The sequence below is a fragment of the Paenibacillus sp. 2KB_22 genome (genome assembly GCF_052115745.1).
In the GTDB taxonomy this organism is placed as follows: Bacteria; Bacillota; Bacilli; order Paenibacillales; family Paenibacillaceae; genus Paenibacillus.
This window is the reverse complement of sequence record NZ_JBFRHG010000001.1, coordinates 874,011-895,287: the sequence shown is the minus strand read 5'-3', so window position 1 is coordinate 895,287 and position 21,277 is coordinate 874,011. Positions and strand designations below refer to the sequence as shown.

General features: G+C 46.4%; 15 protein-coding genes. 10 read left to right on the top strand and 5 right to left on the bottom strand.

The annotated features are described in order from the left end of the window. The first annotated feature begins 7 nt into the window (after positions 1-7). Entirely contained in the window at positions 8-529 is a 522-nt protein-coding gene (locus tag AB4111_RS03610; protein ID WP_442030503.1) for a hypothetical protein, read from the top strand. Between the two features lie 103 nt (positions 530-632). Here AB4111_RS03610 and AB4111_RS03605 read toward each other — a convergent pair whose 3' ends face one another. After that, on the bottom strand, positions 633-1,364 hold the full coding sequence (locus AB4111_RS03605; protein ID WP_442030502.1) for a GGDEF domain-containing protein: 732 nt from the start codon (positions 1,362-1,364) through the stop codon (positions 633-635). 643 nt (positions 1,365-2,007) lie between these two features. Here AB4111_RS03605 and AB4111_RS03600 point away from each other — a divergent pair. The 4 genes from AB4111_RS03600 (at position 2,008) to AB4111_RS03585 (ending at position 11,035) form a co-directional block, all read left to right on the top strand. Continuing rightward, complete coding sequence (locus tag AB4111_RS03600; protein ID WP_442030501.1) at positions 2,008-8,718, top strand: DUF7507 domain-containing protein; 6,711 nt, start codon at positions 2,008-2,010, stop codon at positions 8,716-8,718. Then, positions 8,715-10,406 carry a hypothetical protein gene (locus tag AB4111_RS03595; protein ID WP_442030500.1) on the top strand — a complete coding sequence of 564 codons (1,692 nt, stop codon included), beginning with the start codon at positions 8,715-8,717 and terminating at the stop codon, positions 10,404-10,406. The genes AB4111_RS03600 and AB4111_RS03595 overlap by 4 nt, the downstream gene beginning before the upstream one ends. A 151-nt stretch (positions 10,407-10,557) precedes the next feature. Further along, on the top strand, positions 10,558-10,815 hold the full coding sequence (locus AB4111_RS03590; RefSeq protein WP_036608707.1) for a YolD-like family protein: 258 nt from the start codon (positions 10,558-10,560) through the stop codon (positions 10,813-10,815). A gap of 100 nt (positions 10,816-10,915) precedes the next feature. Then, positions 10,916-11,035: a hypothetical protein gene (locus AB4111_RS03585; RefSeq protein ID WP_017688846.1), complete on the top strand. Its 120-nt coding sequence runs from the start codon at positions 10,916-10,918 to the stop codon at positions 11,033-11,035. A gap of 59 nt (positions 11,036-11,094) precedes the next feature. On the opposite strand, the gene AB4111_RS03580 is transcribed toward AB4111_RS03585, so the two are convergent. After that, complete coding sequence (locus tag AB4111_RS03580) at positions 11,095-12,354, bottom strand: amino acid permease (protein WP_442030499.1); 1,260 nt, start codon at positions 12,352-12,354, stop codon at positions 11,095-11,097. Between the two features lie 172 nt (positions 12,355-12,526). Here AB4111_RS03580 and AB4111_RS03575 point away from each other — a divergent pair, with 172 nt between their 5' ends. The 3 genes from AB4111_RS03575 (at position 12,527) to AB4111_RS03565 (ending at position 15,235) form a co-directional block, all read left to right on the top strand. Continuing rightward, the gene (locus tag AB4111_RS03575) at positions 12,527-13,030 is read left to right on the top strand and encodes a ferritin (RefSeq protein ID WP_339242083.1); all 504 of its coding nucleotides are present in this window, start codon (positions 12,527-12,529) and stop codon (positions 13,028-13,030) included. 473 nt (positions 13,031-13,503) lie between these two features. Further along, on the top strand, positions 13,504-14,244 hold the full coding sequence (locus AB4111_RS03570; protein WP_442030498.1) for a polysaccharide deacetylase family protein: 741 nt from the start codon (positions 13,504-13,506) through the stop codon (positions 14,242-14,244). A gap of 79 nt (positions 14,245-14,323) precedes the next feature. Further along, entirely contained in the window at positions 14,324-15,235 is a 912-nt protein-coding gene (locus AB4111_RS03565; RefSeq protein ID WP_442030497.1) for a hypothetical protein, read from the top strand. Between the two features lie 175 nt (positions 15,236-15,410). On the opposite strand, the gene AB4111_RS03560 is transcribed toward AB4111_RS03565, so the two are convergent. The 3 genes from AB4111_RS03560 to AB4111_RS03550 all read right to left on the bottom strand — a co-directional run bounded on the left by AB4111_RS03560 (position 15,411) and on the right by AB4111_RS03550 (position 18,301). Continuing rightward, complete coding sequence (locus AB4111_RS03560; RefSeq protein ID WP_253434599.1) at positions 15,411-16,010, bottom strand: response regulator transcription factor; 600 nt, start codon at positions 16,008-16,010, stop codon at positions 15,411-15,413. Further along, complete coding sequence (locus AB4111_RS03555; protein ID WP_253442520.1) at positions 16,007-17,155, bottom strand: histidine kinase; 1,149 nt, start codon at positions 17,153-17,155, stop codon at positions 16,007-16,009. The genes AB4111_RS03560 and AB4111_RS03555 overlap by 4 nt, the downstream gene beginning before the upstream one ends. 87 nt (positions 17,156-17,242) lie before the next feature. After that, positions 17,243-18,301, bottom strand: coding sequence for a fatty acid desaturase (locus tag AB4111_RS03550; protein WP_442030496.1), 1,059 nt, complete (start codon positions 18,299-18,301; stop codon positions 17,243-17,245). 374 nt (positions 18,302-18,675) lie between these two features. Here AB4111_RS03550 and AB4111_RS03545 point away from each other — a divergent pair, with 374 nt between their 5' ends. Together AB4111_RS03545 and AB4111_RS03540 are read left to right on the top strand one after the other, a co-directional pair. After that, entirely contained in the window at positions 18,676-19,515 is an 840-nt protein-coding gene (locus AB4111_RS03545; RefSeq protein WP_339242091.1) for a YitT family protein, read from the top strand. Positions 19,516-20,047: 532 nt separating this feature from the next. Beyond that, the gene (locus AB4111_RS03540) at positions 20,048-21,274 is read left to right on the top strand and encodes an ROK family protein (RefSeq protein WP_442030495.1); all 1,227 of its coding nucleotides are present in this window, start codon (positions 20,048-20,050) and stop codon (positions 21,272-21,274) included. Positions 21,275-21,277: the final 3 nt, after the last annotated feature.

Below are 21,277 nucleotides of genomic sequence, written 5' to 3'. Positions count from 1 at the left end.
GGGTGAAATGTCTAGTAAATATGCATCGGTACCTTACGGTTATGAGCCACCTGTGGACAGCCGCAGAGGGACACTGACTTTTTATGACTCGTTCGAACATGTGACTGATGAGCAACTCGAACGCGCTGCTGCAACGGTGGACACTCGTTCATTTAAGCAGCTCGTGCTGTATCCTTTACACGAGAGCACGTTTAAGCGAATGAGCAAGGATACAATACAGGCATATTACAAAAGAGAAGACCGCTTGCACGATTGGCGGCGGGAACATCCAACTTCACGTATACGTGTGGAGGGGCTTGAGGGCAAGAGAAAGAAATATACGCCTGTGGATAGCGCGCTGCGCCATATCACGTCGGAATACCCAGCTCCTCATTTCTTGTATATGACAACTGAAATGGCGAATATGTTTGCTTCATTTGATTCCTTCAAGGATTGGATCAAAGAGCTGCGTCTCATCATTGACGGACCATCAGGTGATCTTCATCCCAGGCTGGAGCAAAATCGTCATCGCTGGGAATGGGCGGAATGAAAACGTAGAGCGTATAAAGAGATTCAGCCTGCTGATCATATGCAAACCCAAAAAAGTTGTGTTGTACAAACCGGCATTCCGGTGTACAGCACAACTTTTTTATTTATATTTTCTCTACGAAGGACGAAGTCAGGTCAAGTGATGTTACGGTTTTATTTTTACCTGTTCGTTTGGCGGCATACAGACAGGCATCTACTTCCTCAAACAATTTATCTTTACTTAGATTAGGATTGTAACTTTTGAGACCGATACTCACTGTGATGGAAGCTCCTCCAAGTTCCAGGTGGCCCATCAGGGCAATTTTCTGACGAATTCGTTCCACCAAGGCATAGGCCTGCTTGAAAGATTGCTCAAACATCAATAAGGCGAACTCTTCGCCCCCGTACCGTGCTGCAATATCACTTGAGGTAATGGTTTCCTGGATGATCAGGGACACTTTCTCCAGAATGATGTCTCCAACCCGATGACCATAAGTATCATTAATGGATTTGAAGTCATCAATATCGATCAGGGCCAGATGCATACTCATGCCGCTGTTGGCATACTCAAATGCTTTTTCGTAATAATCCTTGAACGAGCTTTGATTATAAAGGTTGGTTAAGCCATCTGTTTTGGACTGTTTGGTCATAATGGCATTTCGCACAATAAGGTCCTGCTTGGCGAGCATACTGGCCTGAAGATCAACCAGCACTTCAACTCCGCTGGTTACGATAACTTGTGCTACATATGTACCTAGGATTAAAAAAGCAGGAATCGATACCATGTCAAATGAAGACAGGTACAGTCGATAGAACGGATCGAACAGAACCAGAAGATAACCCATCATCTGCATCATGCAAACAATCCATACTCTCTTTTTACTGAAAAACAGTACCGAAGCGAAGATGGGCAACAGGCAGATCGCTAGTATAATTCGAATGTCATAATTGACATGAATTATCGTTCAGGCGATAACCGTGCTGGCTATAGACATGGTGTAAAAGGAATATGAACTGAAGCGCCGATCAACCCAACTTGCTAGCAAAATGCATGAACTGCTGATGGTCGTAGGCCAGAACAGGACATTCATCATGAAATCTATAGGGGTGCGATCATAATCCAGAAATAGGAAACAGCCTATCTGAATGACTAAATGTGAGGTAATGACAATCCAGTAGGCATGAAGCATTTTTTTGATCCATTTGGAATGCTTGAATTCGTATTCAGTTGGGATGTGGCTAGTGTGCGTATGGAAACTCTTCATATATCACCGCTGACTGCATCATAATGGTACGACAGAATTACTCTCGTATATGATGATTATAAATCACAATGCATAAAACGCAAATCATTATATTTAAAGCATGGGAACTAAGCTTACATTATATTACAAGCGTTGACTGAAACTTTCCGAGGAAGGACATACAAATTTCGGTTAGAGCGACATAGACTGTTAGAAGGCTCCGTATCATAGGATTGTAATTCTTGCTGAAGGGGAGGTGAATTCCATTCCTCTTGTCGTTCGTTCAACCGTTAACGCTACGGGAGCAATTACGTTTACGGGCAATACGCTTGGACTGAGTCGTTCGGAAACAGCAGGGGTACCGGGAACACAGGACAGTATTGGTGGTTTTACCACAACCAACACCACCGTCCAGTATGGAACCTACCCACTGGGAACCACAAGCTTGTATCAGAGTAACAGTTCTGCTGCTATCCTTGTTCTTCCTGCGGGCAGTACCGTTCTGTATGCGGAATTAATCTGGGGCGGAAGTTATATCAATGGAACTGTCAATCTGAGCTCAGCGATCAACAATCCGGTAACGTTCATCACCCCTGCAGGTTCATTCAGTGTTACACCTGACCCGGCGACTTACAATCAGTTTGATCTGGGTAACAACGCCGCAGGTTATGTACGTTCAGCCAATGTAACGACACTTGTACAAAATGGGGGAGCAGGTACATATATCACCGGAGCGGTCGTGGGAACGATTGTGATTACGAATGATGCTACAGCCAATCATGCGGGATGGACGCTTGGCGTTATTTATCAGAATCCCAATCTCCCTTTTCGCAACATGTCTTTGCGTGCAGGCGGCGTACTTGTGCAATCCACTTCACCACCAGTCGTTACAACACTGACAGGATTCGCAACCCCTCTCTCCGGTGTACTCGGAGGAAGAGCACTGTTCAGTGCCCAGGAAGGTGACGCGAATCGAACAGGTGATCAGGCATTATTCGGGCCGACCTCTGCGACTTCAGTGGCCCTATCCGGGCCAAACAATCTGGCTGCGAACTTCTTTGCATCCCAAATCAATGGGGATACGGGAGCGCTTAACACAACGGGCACTTTCGGAACTCGAAATCAGATCAACGGAGCTCCGGGTTCCAACATCGTCGGCGGTCGTCAAGGCTGGGATATTACCAATGTGGATGTATCTGCCAGGCTGATTAACAATCAATCCTCCGCAGTACTTACGCTAACGACTTCAGGCGATGCATACATCGTTAATGGCAATGCCATTCAAGTCGATATTAACGCACCAAGAATTACCGTATCGAAGGGGTCAACGGCCACCGGTGCGGTAGCGGGGGATAGCATTCTCTATACGGTTACGGTTGCCAATGCAGGTACAGCCAGTGCCGCCAGTGTAGTTCTATCCGACTCATTGCCTGCAGGACTTACTTTTATTCCTGGGAGCGTCACAGTTGCAGGTGTATCCCGCCCAACACTGGATATAACCGCAGGTATTCCGCTGGGTGCATTAAACCTGTCAAGCAGTATTGTTGTAACCTACCGGGCACTTATCGGACAGGATGCAAGCATCTTGCAGCTTGTGAATTCGGCCAATGCAGCTTTTACGTTTCAGAGTGTGGCAGGAGGGCCGACGATTACTGGCGTAATTCCCTCCAACAACTCCACACTTCCTGTATATTCACCGAACCTGTCCATTGTGAAGTCGGCGAGTACCACCAATGCCACGGTGGGTGACACGGTAACGTACACGATTCAGGTAAACAATGGAGGGAATGTTGCGGCTAGCGTCACATTGACAGATAACATCCCAAGTGGCAGTTCGTATGTAGCAGGCAGCTTCCGCCTGAACGGAAATGTCATTGCAGGCGCCAATCCCGCGACTGGTGTGAATTTGGGCAGCCTTGCTGCGGGTAGCGCGAATACCGTTACCTTTCAAGTGCTGGTCACAAGCTTGCCTACACCGCCAACCCTTGTGGATCAGGCTACCGCTTCGTATTCGTTTAACTCGCCTGACGGAAGGACCATAACAGGAACAATAGCGTCTAACACCTTGACGATTCCGGTGACTTTGCCCAATGTAACCGCAGTTAAATCCGCTTCCGTCAGTGACGTAGCCGTAGGAGAGACATTCACCTACACCGTGGTTACCACGAACGGTGGCATTCAGCCGATTAACAATGTGATTCTGACGGATGCTCTCCCGGCAGGAACTATATTTGTTCCGGGAAGTGTCACCGTAAGAGGAGCGGCCGTTGCATCGGCTAATCCGAACAGTGGCATATCTGTTGGAACATTGACTGCGGGAAGTTCAGCGACGGTGACGTTTCAGGTTACGGTTCAATCCTTGCCTGCATCAGGATCGCTGCTTAATCGGGCTTCTGTGTCCTATAGTTCAGGTACCTTTACGGGTATTTCCAACTCCAATTCGATCACTACTCCTGTGTACCAGCCGGTCATTGCGATTAATAAATCGGCGAGTCAAACGAATGCGACGCTGGGAGATCAGCTTGCATATACACTTGTGGTGACAAACAGCGGAAACATAGCTGCTCAAGTTACGGTAACCGATACGATCCCTGCAGGACTGACGTTTGTTCCGAATTCGGTAACAGTGAATGGTACTGCGCGTCCGGGAACCAGCCCATTAACCGGTATAACGCTGGGCAGTCTCTCGCCAGGAGCTACAGCTACGGTCGTATTTCGCGCAACACTGAGTACACTTCCATCTCCGCCAACACTGGAGAATCAGGGTACCGCAACTTATACGTACCAGCTTCCCAGCGGACGGAATCTCTCAGGGTCAAGTCAATCCAATATCGTTCGAATACCTGCATCGGCCCCTAATATTTCGATTAGCAAAACGGTAAACACACCTGATGCGACTGTAGGAGACATTCTTACTTATACCGTTATTGCAACTAATGCCGGAATTAGTGCAGTCCAAAATCTGGTGATTTCGGATACGCCGACCGGCTCGGAGTTTGTGCCGGGCAGTGTCACCATTAACGGAACAGCTTCCGCAAGTGCAAGTCCGGTCTCAGGCATTGTTGTCGGAACCTTAAACAGCTCAAGCAGCGTCACCGTGACATACCAGACCAGAGTGACGTCTGTTCCTTCCACAGGATCAGCTACCAACCGTGCCAGCGCAGCCTTTACGTCGGGAAGTTTTAATGGTGTCTCTTCATCGATTACGGTTAGTACACCCATATTTCAGCCCGTCATTCAAGTGGTGAAATCAGCAAGTACAACGAATCTGACGGTAGGAGATACCTTTAATTACAGCATTCAGATTAACAACACAGGTAACATCGCAGCTTCGGTTACCTTGACGGATCCGATTCCTGCGGGAGCTGTTTTCAGTACGAACAGTGTCATTATTAACGGTGTACCCACACCAGGTGTAAGTCCGGCAGCAGGTATTAGTTTGGGCTCAATTCCAGCCAACTCAAGCACAACAGTTACTTTTGTCGCAACGGTAACAAGTTTGCCTGATTCAAGACAGTTGACTAACCAGGCGGTTGCTTCATTCTCATACACACTTCCAAGTGGAAGAGCGATTGCCGGATTCTCGTCATCCAACACCATCACTATTCCTGTCTCTCTACCCAATGTAACGATTGTTAATAGTGACAATGTAGATTACGGCGTAGTCGGGGATGTCATCAGGTACACATCTGTTATTCGCAACAACGGAACCGTAGCAGTTAACAATGTGGTATATGTCAACCCTCTTCCTCCGAATACCCCATTTGTACCCGGAAGCGTCATTGTGAACGGGACTTCATTCCTGCTCTTCAATCCGACCGCCGGTATTCCAATCGGTACTTTGGCTCCAGGAGCTGAGGTTACCGTAACTTTTGAGGTGACGATTACCATGCCGATCCCTTCGCAGATTAACAATCAGTCGACGGTCAGTTTCACATCCGGTTCATTTTCGGGGTCATCCTCCTCCAATACAACACAGACGCCGGTTATCCAACCGCAGATTTCACTCGTCAAAACCGCCAATACAGTCAATGCCACCGTAGGTGACACGGTTGTATACACGGTGACTGTCAGCAACACGGGCAATTTGCAGGCCAATGTTACCGTCACAGATACGATTCCTGCTGCGACTTCTTTTGTAGCCAACAGTGTTGTTGTTTCAGGTGTGCCGCAGCCTGGAGCGACGCCGGGAACAGGTATTCCAGTAGGCAATGTTGCAGCTGGAGCAACCGCCGTTATTACGTTTGCTGTGGTTGTGGATACACTTCCATCTCCGCAGCAGCTTAGCAACTTTGCTACATCTTCCTTTACCTTCACACCTCCGGACGGACGTACGTTGACAGGAACAGCCACTTCAAATACGCTGACGTTTCCGGTCTCTTCTCCAAACGTTGCTGTCGTTAAAAGTACACCTTCAACTGCGGCAGCGGTAGGTGATACCGTCACTTACTCCGTTCAGGTAACAAACAGTGGTATAGCTCCTGTAAACAATATTCAGTTTTCGGACCCGGTACCTGCAGGGGCTTCCTTTGTCACAGGCAGTGTGACCGTGAATGGAGTAGCGCAACCTGCAGCCAACCCGGCAGGCGGGATATCACTTGGCACACTTGCTCCAGGAGCGTCCGCAACTGTAACTTTTGCCTTCCGTGTGGATGCGATACCGCCAAGCGGCCAGCTGAGTAATCGATCCACAGTCAGTTTTACATCAGGGACTTTCTCGAGCACAACATTTTCCAATACGGTGGTCACACCGGTATTCCAGCCCATTCTCACTGCAACAAAGGCGGCAAGCACACAGAACGCTACTGTAGGTGACACGGTTAGCTACACGGTTACTGTATCCAACACGGGTAACTATGGGGCCCAGATTAACCTGACGGACAATATCCCAACGGGAACCATTCTCGTTCCGAACAGTGTCATTGTGAATGGCCAGCCGCTGCCTGCAGCCAATCCAGCCACAGGTATTTCGGCAGGCACTGTTGCTGCCGGTGTGACAACAACCATTACTTTTTCTGTCGTTATCGATACTTTGCCGTCTCCGCAACAGCTGGTGAATCAGGCTTCGGTGGCTCTTTCCTTCACATTGCCGGACGGTAGGACGATTACAGGTTCTGTTCTGTCCAATGTACTTACCATCACCGTGTCGGCTCCGGATGTCGATGTAGTGAAATCGACGACATCAACGTCGGTCTCTGTTGGCGATATTGTGACATACAGCGTAGCAGTGACAAATAACGGAATTGCGACGGTCAGTAATGTAGTCTTCACAGACGCGGTACCGGCAAGCACCGTTCTTGCGCCAACTGGCGTATTTGTTGATGGGGTTCTTCGCCCTGGTGCCAACCCTTCAACCGGGATCACCATTGGTTCCATTGCCCCTGGGGTTACCGTGACTGTAGTATTTAGTGTTCGGGTTACTTCGCTCCCGGCAAGTACCGTTTTGAACAATCAATCCACGGTCAGCTTTACATCCGGCGTGTTCTCAGCCACCACGTTCTCCAATACGGTTACAACCCCGGTGTTCCAGCCGATTCTGACGGCGGTCAAAACGGGGGATCAGACGATAGCCACGGTCGGGGATACCGTTGTGTACAGCATCTCCATCTCTAATGCCGGGAACTATGGAGCCTCTGTTACGTTGACGGATACGATCCCTGCCGGAACTGAGCTTGTGCCCAATAGTGTGATCGTCAATGGTGCATCTGTACCGGGTGCCGATCCGGCTTCGGGTATTCCGCTGGGCGTCGTGTCAACAACAACCATGGTTATGTTCTCGGTGGTCATTGTCACTCTTCCTTTGAGCCAATCGATAACGAATCAGGCTTCTGCAACCTTTACGTATACGCTGCCAGACGGAAGAACACTGGGAGGCAGTCTAACATCCAATTCGCTCAACATTCAGGTATCTGCACCGGATGTCAGTGTAACGAAAACAACAACGTCGGTAGATGCAGTGGTCGGCGACACGATTGTGTACCAGATGGTTGTGACCAATAACGGAATTGATCCCGTTAACAATGTGGTACTAACCGATCCGATCGATCCAGCTACCACATTTGTCGCCGGAAGTGTTCTGGTGGATGGTGTTCCGCGTACCTCGGCTAACCCAGCACTTGGCATCGCCATTGGATCACTGGCTCCAGGAGCCTCAGCAGCAATATCCTATGCAGTGCGAGTCAATACACTGCCTACACCACCTGTTGTGAGCAGTCAGTCAGCCGTAAGTTTCACATCGGGTGTCTTCTCGGGTGCTTCATACTCGAATATCGTAGTCACACCGATTTATCAACCAATCATTGCCGTGACCAAAACGGCAAATACATCTAATGCTACGATCGGTGACACCATCGTTTACTCTTTTACCATCAACAACAGCGGAAATCTGGCTGTTAATCTGACCTTGACAGATAACATTCCGGATGGAGCTGTGCTTCTTCCGAACAGTGTTTTAATTGATGGTGTGCCGCAACCAGGAGCCAATCCGGAAACAGGCATTGCTGTAGGCAGCATATCGCCAGGGGGATCCGTTAATGTGACCGTCACCCTTGAAGTTACCGTGGATTCGCTGCCGCAAGATCAGCGGTTGACGAACCAAGCCGTGGCCAATTATACATTTAGTCCGCCGGATGGCCGTCAGTTAACGGGTACGGTGTCTTCCAACGTCCTTGTCATTCCAGTATCTTCACCTAACGTGACGGTTGTCAAAAGCACTGATGCCATTGATGCAGTGGTCGGTGATGTAATCACTTATACGGTTGTTGTTACAAACGCCGGTATTGAAGCGGTCAATAATGTGGTCATGGTTGACCCTGTACCGGTAGGAACAGTGTTTGTACCCGGAAGCGTAACGGTGGATGGAGTTGCAAGACCAACCGGCAATCCGAATACCGGAATAACACTTGGATCGATTGCTGCTGGTGCTTCGGTGACCGTGACATTCAGAGTAGGGGTCGTGGTGATATGAGCCAATCTTCCGGTCCGTTGTCCCACTGGCTACAGAATCAGTCCCTGGTTCGATTCAGCTCGGGTACGACTGAACTGGAACAGGTGGCCTATTCCAATACCGTAGTCACCCCATGGGTTGGACCCAGACTTGAAGTAAGAAAGGGATCCAATGTGACTGTAGCTGCACTGGGGCAGTCGCTCACTTATCAGATCGAGATTACGAATTCTGGTAATCGAACCGCCATCGTGCATGTAGTGGATCCGCTCTCGGAAGATACATCACTGCTTCCGAATAGTGTGCTTCGTGATGGGATTCCATTACCCGGTGCATCACCCCAGCTTGGGCTTCCTCCTGCTGAGGTCACGCCGGGAGCCACACTGCGCTACCACTTTCAAGTTGCCATCGTGCGTTTGCCTTCGACACTGAAGCTGTTGAATCAGGCGCAAGTAAACTATGAATTTCTAACACCAGAAGGCAGAACAGTTACAGGCAGAGAACTTTCCAATGCGGTTGAGGTCACTTTGGCCTCATCCCGTCTGGAGGTGGTCCTTCAATCGGACCATATCTCGACCTTCTCAGGGGATATGGTTTTGTACAGTGTCGTTGTGAGCAATCCGGGATTTCTGACAGCTACAGGTGCCAAGGTGACCATCGCTTTGGCTCCTGGCCTTGTATTTATTCCTGCAAGTGTTGTTATTAATGGAATGTTTGCCCCCCAGATGACCCCGGATTCTGGAATAGAGATCGGTGACATTGAGCCCGGAAGTTCAGTTACCATTCAATATCGGGTACAGGTTGTTTCGGTAAGGGATGCTGAGAGCATTCCAACTCAGGCGGTGCTGGAGTATACTTCTTCAGGCAAGCAGGAAGTCGTTTATTCAAACAAAGTCACACTTGAAGTCATCCAGCCTTTTATTTCGATTCAAAAAAAGGTACATCCGGTAGTTGTCTCATTGGATGACATCATACAATATGACATTACCATTGCAAATGAAAGTAATTATGCGGTGGATGCCAAAGTATCGGATTCATTGCCGGCCAGTATGACGTTTGTTGAAGGGAGCCTCAGCTGGAATGGGGTCAAGCGGCCCGGGGCCAATCCGGTCAAGGGAGTTAGCCTCGGGACAGTAACTGCACGGTCTATCGTCAATATTCAATTTGAAGCAAAGATTATAGAACAAAGGACAGCCATGTCTGATCCATCCGAGCTGGTTAACCAGGCGCGTCTCTTGTATACGTATCGATTGCCGGATTCACGAACGGTGCAGCGCATAGCTGCTTCCAACGAAGCAACGGTCTACCTGAAAAGCCCGATGATCAAGGTTCACGTTGGAGTAAATCCTAATCTAGTTGAGCAGGGAGGATCCGTATCTTTTCAGGTCCGGGTTGAGAATACAGGCTCTCTGTCTGCCCGTGTACAATTGACAGGCGTTCTTCCACCGGGAGCCAAATGGAGTGGTCAGGCGGAAGGTCAGGTTCAATGGAACATACCCGAATACTCTTCGCCAAGGTATCTACATCTGGGGGAACTGGCCCCGGGCGCGGAGAAAAATATCTCCTATGTAGCGCAGTTATCTACAGAGGAGACGGGAACGCTGAATGGTTTCCTGACTGCCCTGTATACTTATGAACTGAACGGACAGAGACGAAGCGGTGAAGTTCGATCGAACGAGTATACAATTGTTATAGAATACCGTGAAGAATAACGCCAACCAGCTTACGTATGATGAATTGGAAAATTTGCCCCAATGAACTGTCATGACATTACACGAACGCAAATGAATGGTATACTAATTGAATACGAACTCGGCAATCAACCCGTGGAATCGGGACGTCGGAGTAGAGGAGGCAGCCACATTGGCAAAAGCAAAAGTAGCAAAAAGACCTACACGGGATGAATTTGAACTTGAAGAGTTGGGAAATCAACTGGTTGAAGCCTTTCGTGAACGTTCGGAAGTACTGTTGACCGTATGGGGCAAAGAAGACCAGGTGCAAGGAGTCATTGTCAAAATGGACTCCCGTACACGACTTGTGCATGTAGAGTATACCGAAGAAGAGTTCACGGCGAAGGTGCCTTTTCTGGATATCATGCGTGTGCAATCTCCCCGGTATTGAACGAAAAAAACAGCAATCTGAATAATAAGGGCATCCGCCCTGTCAAAGTCGTACTTCCTGCATAAGATATCCCATACCTGTTGCAGAGGAGGTACGGTCAATGAGCGAAGTATTAGGTGGAGAAACAAGAGGCTACGGATACGGAGGTTTCACTTCTGTAGGTGCCATTCTGGTTCTGTTCATCCTGTTGGTTATCATCTCCAAAGCGTTCTTGGTATAATTTCATATCTCGAAAGAATGAAAGAAGCTCTGCCATCACGGCAGAGCTTTTTTGTTCGTTCAGATCTTGGAAGGTTGTTTGCGGCTGAACAAGCCATAGAGAATCACAATAAGAACCGGGTACAATACCGCCCATCCGGCAAAAGGGAATACGATCGCTGTGGCTACAAAGGAAATCCAGCTGATGGTCACGCCGGTGCGACTGCCTTTCAATAACCGGATGCCTGCTGCACAGCCCCCAAGATATGTGAGGATAAAGGTTGCATTGGGAAGTTGAATCAGCGTTGTAAGTGAAACGATGCCGCTTGCATAGACACTTAGCACCAGAATGAAGCAGATCCCCAGGAATCCGATTGCTGCTACAGGTGTGTGGAATCGATTGGACAGATGAGCCATCCAACGCGGTGCAGCCCCTTGTCTCGCGAGTGCATAACCAACCCGTGAAGCTGCCCCAGCATAGGCAATGACGGTTGCAGTACAGATAAATATGCCAGTCAGTCCAGCGATCCAAGCACCCCAGATACCGAGAGGTTGGCTAATGATCCATACGAGGGATACATCGGCCCCGCCGTGAAGATAACTTTGCGTGCCTACGGTAGCCAGAGCTGTCAGGAAGTAGAGCACACCTACGATAATCGCAGCGATAGTTACACCTTTAATGGCTGCTTTACGAGGATCAGTGAATTCTTCAGACAAGTGAGATACCGCCTCCCAGCCAATAAAACACCAGAACAGAATCGCCCCGGCTTGACCGATACTGACCCAGCCATGAGGCATGAATGGAGTGTAATGGATGGAGTCCATGTTGGGAAGAGCCAGTACAAAGGCCATCACCAGCACAGCAACAATAGCGATGACGACACCAATCTGTACTTTACCCGCAACTTGCATACCAACGATATTAATGATCAATCCAATTGCCAGCATTATAGCAGCAATCGCAATTCTAATATGTTCACCTAGCCCCAACGCAGCCGTCATATATCCTGCACCAGTCAGAGCTGCGACAGGAGCTCCTATGGGTACTGACATCAAAAAGAACCAGCCAATGATTGTTCCGGCACGTTGTCCGAAAGCAAGGGTGACGAAATGGGATACACCGCCTGCATCGGGATATCGAGCAGATAATAGTCCCATGGATAAAGCGAGTGGCAGAATTAGCAGGACCATGCCGCCCCAAGCCAATAGCGAAGCTGGACCTGCCAGCTCAGCAGCCAGTCCGGGTACAATCAGGACACCTGAACCGAGTACTGCACTTACATAGAGCGCAACGGCTTGCGGCATGCCGATTGTTTTTTTGAGCTGTGAAGAGGTGTTCATGTTATTGTATTAGCCTACCTTCCAGATTGGAATTATTCTGATAATGACTATGTAATTATATAGGAGGAGAACCATTCAGTCATTGGCGAATTTTGTAGAAAATCGGTGTAAGTCCTGCTGGCGTTATGTTAGAATATAACCATCCCTAGAGAAAGAAAGAGGTGTTTGGATAATGAGCCAAGAGTTAACAGCATCTTTAAATGAACAGATGAACTTCGAGTTTTATTCCGCTCATGTATATCTGGCTATGGCAGCCTATTGTTCCAGCAAAAGTCTGGATGGATTTGCGAACTTCTTCATTGTGCAAGCCGAAGAGGAGCGATTCCATGGTATGAAAATATACAAATTCCTGAATGATCGTGGACACCGTGCTACATTAGCGGCTTTGCCAGAACCGAAGAATGAATATGCTTCGATGCTGGATGTCTTTGAGCATGGTTATGCTCATGAACAGCAGAACACGAAAAAATTCTATAATCTGGCTGACATCGCCTTGAACGAACGTGAACATGCGACAATGTATTTCCTGAAATGGTTCATTGATGAGCAAGTTGAAGAGGAAGCATTGTTTGACAACATTATTCAGAAGTTGCGCCGCATTGAAAAAGACAGCAATGCCTTCTATATGCTGGATGCCGAGTTTGGCAAACGTTCATTCACAGCTCCAGCTGAATAAATGCACGTAGGGAGTCGAGAAGATTCCAAGAACAAAAGACTTTTACATACGGCATAAGGAAATCACCCTCAAAGCAATAGGGGTTAGGTCTCCTTGCAAGGGATGACGGGTTGATGCCATATGCTGATTGAAGACGAAAAAGCTTGCACTTGTGCAGGCTTTTTTTGCATGCATAGCTATTTAATTATTGTATTGATTTGCTTGAATTGGAGCAAAAGTCTATCAAAATCCTGAATGTGGGTAATAAAGGATATGTCACAATTGATCTATCCTGACGGGATCTTTATTTTGCTCAAATCTATCAAATTCGTATTAAATTTTAGGTTTATCTGACAAAAGTGTAACTCTACCGTAGCCTTTGAAGCGAGAACAGCAGTCACTACCTTTGATAGTATTAGGATTAATCGCCAAGGGATGAAGGTAGAACAACATGGACACCCGGGGAAATATAACACACAAGGGAGATTTTAATTATGTTACATATTCGCAAATCTATCATGGTCACACTTGCTATTTTACTAATCATTCCACTATTATTGCCGCAGTCGGTATCTGCCAAATCCGCTACTTCCAAGGATCGTGCAAGCAAAGCAAATTCCAAAATCATATATCTGACTTTTGATGATGGGCCTACCGCTCATACGGGTCAGTTACTGGATATTCTGGATCAGTATAATGCGAAGGCAACGTTTTTCATGCTGGGTCCTCAGATGGAGAAATTTCAGAAGGCTACCAAACGAATTGTAGCTGACGGGCATGGATTGGGTTTACATGGGGTGAGTCACGTTCCAAGCAAATTCTATCAATCCGCATATAGCGGATTGATAGAGATGCAACAGGCCAATGTAAGTCTGAACAAGGTTGCTGGAGTTAAAACAAGTCTCGTTCGGACGCCATATGGTAGTAAACCATATCTCAAACCGGCATTCCGTAACGTGCTGCTGGGTCAGGGTGGATTCCATCTATGGGATTGGAATGTGGATTCGGAAGACTGGAAATACAAGAAAGATCACCAGAAAGTCTATAACAGTGTAATGAAGCAGATCCACCATGTGCAAAAGAGCGGAACAACGCCGGTTGTGCTTATGCACGACCAGGAAGCGACGCTGAAAGTATTACCGCAAGTATTAAAAACATTGAAGGCAGAAGGGTATCGTTTTGAAGTATTAAGCAAGAAAGTGCAGCCGGTTAACTTCTGGAACGACAAACGTTAATATTTTCAATTTTCCAATTCAATCAGACGATAGAGTAGACCCTGATAATAGATTGGCTAAAACGAAGGAGGTACACATCATGAAGAAACAATCATTATGGATAACTATTCCGGTAACGACAGCCGTTTTACTTGCTCTGGCAGGATGTGGCGGACCGGATTCCAATGCTTCATCATCAGAGAGTAGTTCTTCACCAACGACAACAGTGGGTGAACAGACCGAGAATGGCAGCGGTGGTGCTGATTTCTCTAATGAAAATGAAACAGGAACCAAAGAGAACACGGGAACAGTGAATAGTGTAGAAACATCAGGAACGCAGGCCGGCGGAAACCATACTGCCACAGGTCAATCAGGTGTGAATGATGTGATCAAGCAAGTTCGCAACCAGTTGAAGATGGAGAATGCAGCGTTACCCACTTCATTCCCATTGGACAAAGGCACATATTTGGGTGCAGCAATACCTTCCAATACGGCTGATGCATTTAAAGTGAACTTCTACGCCACCACTCAGTCGGTTGCTGTTAATGATCAATCTTTAACGGCATCCGACAGTAAGATACCTGTACTGGCTTCCTATGAAGTGAAGACTTATAAGAACCCTGATCAGGATAGCATTTTTCCTGAGACGGACCTGAAAGATATTCCAGCAGATATGGCTGTAGACCTGGGACATGGCATCAAAGGCATGGCTGAAGGTGCGGCAGGCAGTCAATATCTGACTTGGCAAGAAGGCAGATGGACGCTGCAAATTCGTTCGGTTTCCGAAGATGAAATGAATAATCCGGGCATAGCGAAGAAAATGGTGGAGTACCTGGAGTCACATACATTGCCTATACCGAAAGATAAAGGATATATCAAGGTTGAATATCCAAGTGGTGGAAAGTCTGTTCATGTAACGATCTCATGGCAGGACGGTAATAAAATTCATCAGCTTAAGACCGATCAAGTACCACTAGAAGCTCTTGGCATGACTGTATCTGTGAAATCTTGAGTAATTTATGGATATCTGAACTGTAGAAGAGATGAGTGTTGGATGGTTGCGGTATATATTTAAAAAGGTTGGCCCAGGATTTTTTCTGGGCCAACCTTTTTATTAGAGATGTTATGAAAGCATGTAAAGCAGGAGTACATGCTTATTTATGTTTCAATGGGTTAAAGCGGTACTTTCATTTGAACCACCCTTTTTCCTTAGAGCGAGTGATGGCCTCAATGCGGTTACTGGCATTTAACTTGTTGAGAATAATGGAGATGTAGTTACGCACCGTGCCCGTTGTGATAAACAGATGTCCGGCGATTTCCTTGGTGTTTTTGCCATCTGCCATGAGGCCTAGCACGGCATTTTCCCGCTCTGTCAGAGGATTTTCTTCTACATAAGCTTCATCTACCAAGTCGGGAGCGAAGATGCGTCTGCCATTCATAACTTGGCGGATCGCCTCGGCAAGTTCTTCTATTGGACTGTCCTTGAGCAGGTAACCACGGACACCGCCTTTTAAGGCACGTTCGAAATATCCGGTCCGGGCAAAAGTGGTCAGGATAATGACCTTACAGCTCATTCCTTTGAGTTCTTCTGCGGCTTCGAGGCCGCTTTTCACGGGCATTTCTATATCCATCAGACAGATGTCTGGTGTAAGCTCCTGGACAAGTGCAAGGGCTTCCTGGCCGTTGCTGGCACGTCCGACGACTTCCATATCTTCCTCCAGATTGAGGAGAGAAGACAAGGCACCGAGCATCATGCGCTGATCTTCCGCGATTACAATTCTGATCATGATTCTTCCTCCTTTATCGGTTTGCGGACGAGTTTGGGAACATGAATAATAATCTCTGTACCCTGAATATCTGTATCAGATCGAATATCCAGACAGCCGTTTACAAATTCAAGTCGTTCTTTCATGCCCAAAATCCCTGTTCCTCGCCGCTCCTGTCTGTGTGATCGTTCTATTCCGACGCCGTTGTCTTGTACAGTGAGTATATTATTGGCGGGTGATTCCTCAATAATGATGGTACATGCTGTTGCCTGACTATGTTTGACCACATTAGTAACAGCTTCTTTCAAGCACATGCCAAGCACATTTTCATTCAATTGTGACGTGTCTTGTAACTTCGGATTGCCATCGAGTATATATTCAATGGAAGCGGCCTTCAAAATCTGCTCCGCCCGGAACAGTTCATCGACCAATTGTGTACCACGCATGGTGGTGACCATTTCCCGGACTTCCTTTAGAGCTGTGCTTGCCGTTTGTCTGAGGTCGTTCAATTCGATCTCAGCCTGATCGGGATTACTGCGGAGCAGTCGTCTCGCCAAATCGGTTTTCAGACCGATCAGAGAGAGTTTCTGTCCGAGTGTATCGTGCAGGTCACGAGCGATACGCTGGCGTTCTTCCATTTTTACGAGATCATCGAGTCGCTTGTTTGCATTCTCCAATTGGCCTTCCAATTGTTCAGTCTTGTTTTTGTTATACGTACTGATTGGAAGCAGGATGGAGGCCATTAAGCTGATGAATACAAACGGGAACTGACTCACCAATAATGAACTTTGATTGATAAAACCATAATTAATGGTTAGGAAACTGGCTCCCAAGTTCACCGAGTAGAGGGTGAAGAAACCAGCCTTATTTTTAATATTCCCAATAAAAAAAGCAAGAAACAATGAAAAGTAGGCATAATCATAGGCGATAGTCATCGTAATGGATATGGCAATGAGCAAACCAATCCACATGTATACCTGCCAGCCCTTGGTGATGAAGGCGAGCAGATAACAGACGAAGAAAACGAGAATGATAACAATGCCGGTTACCATCGTCCATAATTTGGAATATTGTGAAATGTAATAGAAGGGCAGGATGAAAAAGACGAGCCATACATAAGGATTTAACCCTGTATTTTTATAAAAAATCTGCATCCACTTCTGAATATGATTCTCCTCCTTGCACTTGTACTCAACCGTAGCATGACTGTAGCATGACTATGGCTTGAACACAAGAAAACGAATCCGACAGAGTTAAGGCTTCTCTGTCAGACCCGCTGGATTCGTAACACGGATAGTTGGTTGAACATAAGGTTTGCGGGATAGATTTTTGAGCTGTCTAAAGCTAATGAACTGTTTAGAATCTTCATCCCACAGACGGAAGCGCAGAGCAACCAGACTGGAACGTAATGTAATGGTAGTTGCTTTTTGCAAGGGTGGTGTTGCGTTATGTGCTTCTTCCAAGAAATAGTTAGGTACACGCGGGCTCAAGTGATGCACATGGTGAAACCCGATATTACCACTGATCCATTGCAATAATTTTGGCAATTTGTAATAAGAACTACCTTCGACAGCTGCTTTTACATAACTCCATTCATCTTCGTGTTCAAAATACGTCTCTTCGAACTGATGCTGCACGTAGAACAGCCAGATCCCAAAGAAACCGGAGAAGAAGAAGATAGGTGCCTGCACCATTACAAAAGCCTGCCATCCGACCAACCAGCACATGAATGCATAGAGGGCTACGATCAATACTGTTGTTAGGTGTGTATTGATGCGTTCTTTACGTCTTGCACCTTTGCGGTTAAAACGGTAAGCCAACAGAAACACGTAGATGGGTCCGATACAAAACAATACGAACGGGTTACGATAAATCCGATAGAAGAGGCGTCCCCAAGGAGAAGCTGCTTTGTATTCGTCAACCGTCATAACCCAGATATCACCTACACCACGTTTGTCAAGATTACTGCTTGTCGCGTGATGGATAGAATGCTCGTTTTTCCACTGCTGATAGGGTGTCACTGTTAATACACCAGTAATGGTACCGAGAATATCATTGGCACGTTTGCTCTTGAAGAATGAACCATGACAGCAGTCATGGAAGATAATGAATGTCCGTAGTACAAATCCGGATGCCACCAAGGCAATCGGGAAGGTCAGCCAGTAGGATACCGATAAGCTAAAGTAAGCCGCAGCCCATAGCAGGAAGAGCGGGAGCAATGTATTGATTAACTGACGGATACTTAATCTGAGATCATTTTTTTCGTAAGGGGTGACTTCTTTTTTTAGCGCCATTTCTTTATTTCTACTCATTGACGTGTGTCCTCCTTCAATCGTTATAACTGTATCAGCTACAACTTGACGTTTCCCGGTAAGACTTTCCTCTAGGAAGCGTTTTTATCATTGTAAAACAATCCGAACATGACAGTAAGTCATAAACGTCAGCCCTCTGTAATGATGAATATCAATGATGGACCATGACATTTGTCATGGGTGTATGATTCTGAACGGCTTGGCAGAAGACAAAAGAGAACGTTTTACAAATTCCTTTGCACAAATCACGCAACAATTTGTATTATGTATACAAATTTTGTTGTGAGCATGGTAAAATCTATCTTTGAGTGATTATGACAACTTATGAGACGGGTCGATTAGGTTGATTTCTGATGGATTGGATGGAATGCTTAATGAAGAAACGAATTACGGATATTCTATTTATTATGGCAGGTGCATTTCTGTTTGCGCTGGCGGTGAACCTGTTCGTCATCCCGAACGATTTGGCTGAAGGCGGGGTAACGGGTATAACGATTATTTTGTATTACCTGTTTGAATGGTCACCAGGACTGATGAACCTGATCCTGAACGGTATTTTGTTAATTGTGGGATACCGGTTTCTAGATAAAACGACTACGGTGTATACGATTATTGCGGTTGTGTTCAACTCATTGTTTCTGCATCTGACAGAGAGCTGGACAATTGACTCTCATGAGCTGTGGATTAATACGATATTTGGTGGATTGTTTGCGGGTCTTGGGATCGGATTGATTGTTAGAGTAGGGGGAACAACAGCCGGAACAGTTATCCTGGCACGGCTTGCCAATAAATATTTGGATTGGAACATCAGTTATGGATTATTATTCTTTGATTTGATTGTGGCGTTCTCATCTTTCTTCATTATAGGGCCGCAAGGTCTGATGTGTACGATTGTCTTGCTGTTCGTGGGTACCAAAACGATGGAGTTCATTATTGAAGGACTCAATCCGAAAAAGGCGGTTATGATTATCTCTTCCAAACAGGATGAGATTGCGAAGCAAGTGATTGAGAAGATGGACCGCGGTGTAACCGTGTTATCCGGTCATGGGTATTACACGAAAAATAAGAAAGAGATCCTATACATTGTCATTAGCAAGCAGGAAGTTTCCATGCTAAAGAAGATTGTACGAGCTGAAGACGAGATTGCTTTTATCACGATTCATGATGTGCGTGATGTATTCGGGGAAGGATTTATTGAACTCTCCAAAACTTGATGATATGTATATAAGGAAGAAAGGAGTTGCGGTGATCGTTCACCGCAACTTTTTTGATAGGTTAATGGTAGCCGGTATTAATCTAGTTCAAAAAGAAAGAACCCTTCTCTATAGAGAAGGGCAAACAATATTAATAATGTTTTCTTTTTTTGACTCCACAATATTCAACCGTTACATGACAGTGTTTTTTACACTTTGTAGGGACATATTTAATTTTAGTAACACAAGTTTTCGTAATTTTTTTGTAGAAACACTTTGGTCTTGGATGATGACATTTATGCTTTCTGTACATATTGAACCCTCCCTGATTGTGATAAGGTATTATATGAACAGGATATTGTAACGGAAATATATAAACGTCTATTATTGTATAATAATTCCTTTATTAGGCTTTTGTGTTACAAGTAAAGGCGTAGTTCTTTCTAGTAAAAGAGTGCAATGATAAAAAGCTGTACACCTATCAGGCACGATGATATATTGAATTTAATTAATTTGTTAATAAACTTAACTAACTATAAAGGGAGGCGATAACATGGCTGGCACACCGCAATATATGCGCAATCTAAATGAAAATCTCATTATGGATGCCCTCATAACTCAGGGAACCATGTCGAGAGCGGATATCAGCCGTCAGACCGGACTTAGTAAACCAACGGTGTCGTTGGCGGTTGAACATCTGATTGACCGTAATCTGGTAAGGGAAATGGGGAGAGCTGACAATGCTCAGGGTCGCAAAGCAACTCTCATCCGTTTCAATGAAACGGCTTATTATGTCTGTGGTATAGATATCGGCGCAACACGTATTCGGATCGCATTATCCGATCTGAATGGAGAGATTATCGCTTATAGAACACATCCCATGGTAGTCCAAGAAGCTCATGAGCAAGCAGAAGCGACGATGCTGGAGCTTCTTCGAAGCCATATGAACGAATTGCTTGATGAGAATCATCTGAACTGGGAGCAGATTCAGTGCATCGGGTTCGGCATACCGGGCGTGGTCTTGCCTGATTCAGGACGTATCAATCGTATTGTAGACCCGTTAGCCGGTCTGGAACAAGCATTCTCTCTAGAGTCGTTGTCAGGAGCTTTTCCCTGTGAAGTGATTCTGGAAAATGATGTGAATCTTGCGGCGCTTGGGGAGTATCGGAGTGGTGCAGCAGCAGGTTATAACTTGTTTGTTTTTTTCTCCATCGGTACAGGGACGGGCGCTGGCATCATGGTACATGGCCAACTGCTGCGAGGTCTTGGTGGGTTAACCGGAGAGATCGCAGAGATGCTGATGGAGGATGGCCGTCGTCTGGAGGAAGTGTTATCAGCCGATGGTCTGATGCAGGTGGCAAAACGTCACCTTAATCCGCATGATGAACTATTGGCAGTTGCTGATTCAGGCGCGGATTTAAATGTAGACGTAGTTGCAGATGATCTTAACAGACACTTGACTCCAGAGAAGTTATTTGAAGCCGCACGCAATGGAGAAGTAGATGCCTTAGATATTTTACAACAATACAGCCAAATGATTGCTTCAGCTCTGCGTCAGATTAGCGTTGTGCTTGCTCCAGATCTCATTGTGCTTGGCGGAGGCGTAGGAGGAAATGGCGATGTGTTATTGCCTTTAATGAGGCAGATCATATCTGAGCAATTCCCGGTGCAACCACAGTTAATCTGCTCCAAGCTTGGTGAGCAAGCTGTTGTCACTGGCGCGGTGCAGGTAGCCATACAACAAACGATGCTGAACCTTCAGCAGGAAGCGCTGGAATAAGAG

Coding starts and splice junctions, on each gene's coding strand:
- AB4111_RS03545 (WP_339242091.1), top strand. CDS start 18,676: ATGAAGAAACGAATTACGGATATTCTATTTATTATGGCAGGTGCATTT.
- AB4111_RS03550 (WP_442030496.1), bottom strand. CDS start 18,301: ATGAGTAGAAATAAAGAAATGGCGCTAAAAAAAGAAGTCACCCCTTAC.
- AB4111_RS03605 (WP_442030502.1), bottom strand. CDS start 1,364: ATGATGCAGATGATGGGTTATCTTCTGGTTCTGTTCGATCCGTTCTAT.
- AB4111_RS03565 (WP_442030497.1), top strand. CDS start 14,324: ATGAAGAAACAATCATTATGGATAACTATTCCGGTAACGACAGCCGTT.
- AB4111_RS03540 (WP_442030495.1), top strand. CDS start 20,048: ATGGCTGGCACACCGCAATATATGCGCAATCTAAATGAAAATCTCATT.
- AB4111_RS03585 (WP_017688846.1), top strand. CDS start 10,916: ATGAGCGAAGTATTAGGTGGAGAAACAAGAGGCTACGGATACGGAGGT.
- AB4111_RS03610 (WP_442030503.1), top strand. CDS start 8: ATGTCTAGTAAATATGCATCGGTACCTTACGGTTATGAGCCACCTGTG.
- AB4111_RS03570 (WP_442030498.1), top strand. CDS start 13,504: ATGTTACATATTCGCAAATCTATCATGGTCACACTTGCTATTTTACTA.
- AB4111_RS03595 (WP_442030500.1), top strand. CDS start 8,715: ATGAGCCAATCTTCCGGTCCGTTGTCCCACTGGCTACAGAATCAGTCC.
- AB4111_RS03580 (WP_442030499.1), bottom strand. CDS start 12,354: ATGAACACCTCTTCACAGCTCAAAAAAACAATCGGCATGCCGCAAGCC.
- AB4111_RS03560 (WP_253434599.1), bottom strand. CDS start 16,010: ATGATCAGAATTGTAATCGCGGAAGATCAGCGCATGATGCTCGGTGCC.
- AB4111_RS03575 (WP_339242083.1), top strand. CDS start 12,527: ATGAGCCAAGAGTTAACAGCATCTTTAAATGAACAGATGAACTTCGAG.